At 66.5% G+C, this 3,512-nt stretch carries 4 protein-coding genes; 3 read left to right on the top strand and 1 reads right to left on the bottom strand.

Features of this window, described 5'->3' with window-relative positions; all coding sequences use genetic code 11:
* Nucleotides 1–1,135: 1,135 nt before the first annotated feature.
* The gene (locus H7965_RS29130) at nt 1,136–1,351 is read right to left on the bottom strand and encodes a DUF2795 domain-containing protein (protein WP_186773997.1); all 216 of its coding nucleotides are present in this window, start codon (nt 1,349–1,351) and stop codon (nt 1,136–1,138) included.
* 585 nt (nt 1,352–1,936) lie between these two features.
* Here H7965_RS29130 and H7965_RS29135 point away from each other — a divergent pair.
* The 3 genes from H7965_RS29135 to H7965_RS29145 form a co-directional block, all read left to right on the top strand.
* Nucleotides 1,937–2,512, top strand: coding sequence for a DUF3489 domain-containing protein (locus tag H7965_RS29135; RefSeq protein ID WP_186773998.1), 576 nt, complete (start codon nt 1,937–1,939; stop codon nt 2,510–2,512).
* A gap of 50 nt (nt 2,513–2,562) precedes the next feature.
* Nucleotides 2,563–3,036, top strand: coding sequence for a DUF2924 domain-containing protein (locus H7965_RS29140; protein WP_186773999.1), 474 nt, complete (start codon nt 2,563–2,565; stop codon nt 3,034–3,036).
* Nucleotides 3,029–3,512 (top strand): recombinase family protein (locus H7965_RS29145; protein ID WP_186774000.1); only part of this gene is annotated, 484 nt, incomplete at its 3' end. The genes H7965_RS29140 and H7965_RS29145, both read left to right, overlap by 8 nt.

The following is a 3,512-nucleotide window of genomic DNA, read 5'->3' on the forward strand; positions in this document are numbered from 1 at the left end:
TGCTCCATGGCTGTCCCTCGATGAGGCCTGGGGCCGACCCACTCGGACCCCGTTCAACACACCATCACTCTGAGGGGCAGCCGCCCTTCCGCCTATCGCCAGGCGGCCGGCCCATTACGGCATCTAGCCCGCCACGGCCGCGGTGTTCCGCTGCCACCAGGGCTCCGTGTCGGGACTTATGGACCGGCCGAGGGCATCGTCCGGCATCAGCTCATACCTAGGAGCCGTGGCAGCGGCTGTGAGTGGCGGGAGGGTAGGGCCAGGAGGGCGCGACCGCACCGGACAAGGCGGAGGATCATCGTCGTCGTCAGACTGCCCTCTTCTTGGGCGTCGATGACGCCAGGCATCCCGGGCTCCGCGGCTACGGTGAGTGTATGGAGGGCGTGGCCAGCGCTGTCCGACGTTCTGGGTTGGACGTGCCATCTCGTCGAGGGACTTCAGGGCCTCGAGGACTTCTCTCACATGGACTACTGCGCCGCTGTCTAACATCCGCAAGGAAGGAGAATCATGCGGGGCGCGGCTGTCACAGGCCCAGGACGCAAGAACTTCGCGCTTTTCGGGAATGGTGAGGAGCGGATCCTCCGCCACCTGTCGTGGGTCTGTGTAGATGGTTCCAGCTTCGCAGCCCAAGAGTGGTTGCCCAGCGAGCGGGCCGCAGCTGGCCAGATGAGGTCGCTTTCCAATTTCGTGATTCATAGCTTCCACACGTTCGCTCATCGGCAGTTCCCTACAGAATCACCGGCGGGCCGAAGGCTTCGGCACCCGTCGAGATATTCCGGGTGCCGGCGTGTTCAAGAGGCTGCAAGCTGCTGGATTAAAAGAGCAATTTTTCGGACGAGGTGCGCTTCTAGGCGGCCTTAATCCACAAAGAGTAGTCGCCGAGCCGGCGGATTTTCCGGCAGCTCGGTCCGACGGCCCGCGCCTGAACGCGCAAACCAAAGGCCCATATCGCCGTGACGGGCCAAAGCAACTGTAGTGTTAGGCCGGTGCCGCATCAGCGATCAAGTTAGGCACTGGCGGCCGCAACAACCATCCCTCCAAAGAGCCCTGGGATCGGGATCAAGGAGATGGCGTCAAGTCATGCGGGTCGGATGTGCCAGGAGCGGCATCGCCTCGCATTGCTGCCAGCCTGCCGCTACCCAGGCGCATCAACCTGCCCAATGTTCTTCAGTATGTCGGCCATCGTCGTGAACTCCTGGTCGGGCAATCTCTCGATCGCCGTGATCACGTCCGCATTGGCGCCCTTGCTCCGTACATGGCGCACCACGTCTTGCTTGCTCGCTGGCAGGGTGAGACCCTCGAGGTACTTGGCGACTTCGGCCGAGGAAGCGCCGCCATTCGTCTGGCTCATGACCACCTCTCCGATGCTGGACGAATATCCCCGCTTGTGAACGCTCTACGCTCTTAGCTGTTCTGTCGCTCCGGAACCAACCGCAGTGGGCCGAGGCATCGTGTTCGTCACCAGGGGCGATCGGGCGGGCAATCGGGTTTCGAACTGAAGCTACTGGGATCGGCCAGAGATCGGCCTTTTCCCTAAGCTCCAACCTTGGGACTAAACCGGCCAAGTCCCAAGCTTCAGAGAGAAAGCGCCGTCCAGAGAGAGAATTCGGCGCTCATTCCGATATCGCAAGCCCAAGGTCGTCGCCCGGACCCAGGCCAAACCTGCCGTTCCGGGCGCCAGTGGCCCGGACGGAGAGCGTTTCTCCGGAAGCGAATGGTGTAACGAACGGGATTCGAACCGTCACCCCCAAGATCATCCCGCCGGACTTGGGCGCGGCCTTCATGCACACTCTTTCCGCTGGACTTCCCCACGACTGGAAGCATTGTTGCTGAGGCGCCGAGCGGGCCGGGAGCCCGCCAGGCCAGGCCCGGCAAGGCCCGGGCTTCGGGTGGTGGGGGCACCGCATAGGGCAGTGCCCGCCACGGAGGCCACCCGATGTCCAACTCTCTCACCGTCGCTCAGCTGCTGGTCCTCGCCACCGCCGCACAGCGGTCCAATCACATGGTCATGCCACTGCCCTCGACGGTCCGTGTCCGCGGCGGCGCGCAGCGCAACCTGCTTGCCGCCCTGCTCCGGATGGAGCTCGTCAAGGAGATCCAGGTCAATGACGCAGCCTTCGCCTGGCGGACCGACGATGCTGGCCGGCACCTCGGCCTCCGCCTGACGGCGGCCGGACTGGTTGCGGCCGGGGTCCCGGAAGGGGTGTCGCCGCCGCCTGCGGACAAGAATGGCAGCGAGGAGCAGGCACCTGCCTCCTTCAGCCTGGAGCCCGCCTTGGCAGGGGCTCCGGCGGGCAGACCTCCGGCACGGCGCCCAACCGGCAAGCTGGGCGAGGTGCTGACGGCCATCTCCGCCGGAGCTGGCGCGACGCTCAGCGAGATCACGGTGCTCACCGGCTGGCTGCCGCACACCACGCGGGCCGCCGTCACCGGTCTGCGCCAGCGCGGCTTCCCCATCCAGCTCATCGAGCGCGAGGGGCGCAAGGCCTACCGCCTGACGACCACCGGCTGAGGGCGGCCGCAATGGTCAGGCGAGGCGGGGCAGGCTCCGGTCTGCCTCGCATGCACCAAGCTGCGAGTTCCACCTGTGAGAGCCATGTCAACGCTGCCGAACTACGAGAGGCATGGCAGCGGTTGCACCGGGCAGCAGCACCGGCGGCGCTGAGCCCGGACATGCTGCGCCGCGACGTTGCCTATCGCCAGCAGGCGGATCGGCACGGCGGCCTCAGCGCCGATGTCCGCCGCCGGCTGGCAGCACTGGCGAGAGCTGGCGCAAGCCAAGCATCGCAACCTCGGCCCCGGACACCTCGGATCAAGCCCGGCTCGACGCTGCTGCGGGAATGGCATGGCAGGACCTATACCGTGCTGGCCCTGGAGGAGGGCTTCGAGATGGCGGGCCAGCGCTTCGCCTCGCTGTCGGAGGTCGCCCGCCATATCACCGGCGCGCACTGGTCCGGCCCCCGCTTCTTCGGCTTGAGGCGGGGAGAGGGACCCCCCTCCCCGCGTCCCGCCCAGGCCCCAGCCATCCATGCGTAGCCGCCTGGCCTCCGGCCAGCCCATCAGCCGGGCCGGCCTCCGCTGCGCCATCTACACCCGGAAGTCATCAGAGGAGGGGCTGGAGCAGGAGTTCAACTCCCTCGACGCCCAGCGCGAGGCCTGCGAGGCCTACATCCGCAGCCAGCGCCACGAGGGCTGGACCCTGCTGCCCGCCCGCTACGACGATGGCGGCCTCTCCGGCGGCACCATGAACCGGCCGGCCCTGCAGCGGCTTCTCGCCGATGTCACCGCCGGCCGAGTCGATCTGGTGGTGGTCTACAAGGTCGACCGCCTGACCCGCTCGCTGTCCGATTTCGCCAAGATCGTCGAGGTGCTCGATGCGCAGGGTGCCTCCTTCGTCTCGATCACCCAGCAGTTCAACACCACCACCAGCATGGGCCGGCTGACGCTGAACATGCTGCTCTCCTTCGCGCAGTTCGAGCGCGAGGTCACCGGCGAGCGCATCCGCGACAAGA

Origin of the sequence: Siccirubricoccus deserti (assembly GCF_014283215.1) — a bacterium.
GTDB lineage: Bacteria > Pseudomonadota > Alphaproteobacteria > Acetobacterales > Acetobacteraceae > Siccirubricoccus > Siccirubricoccus deserti.

What these genes read in the sequence shown, in the direction of transcription:
- H7965_RS29130 (WP_186773997.1), bottom strand. Translation starts at nt 1,351, where the DNA reads ATGAGCCAGACGAATGGCGGCGCTTCCTCGGCCGAAGTCGCCAAGTAC.
- H7965_RS29135 (WP_186773998.1), top strand. Translation starts at nt 1,937, where the DNA reads ATGTCCAACTCTCTCACCGTCGCTCAGCTGCTGGTCCTCGCCACCGCC.
- H7965_RS29140 (WP_186773999.1), top strand. Translation starts at nt 2,563, where the DNA reads ATGCACCAAGCTGCGAGTTCCACCTGTGAGAGCCATGTCAACGCTGCC.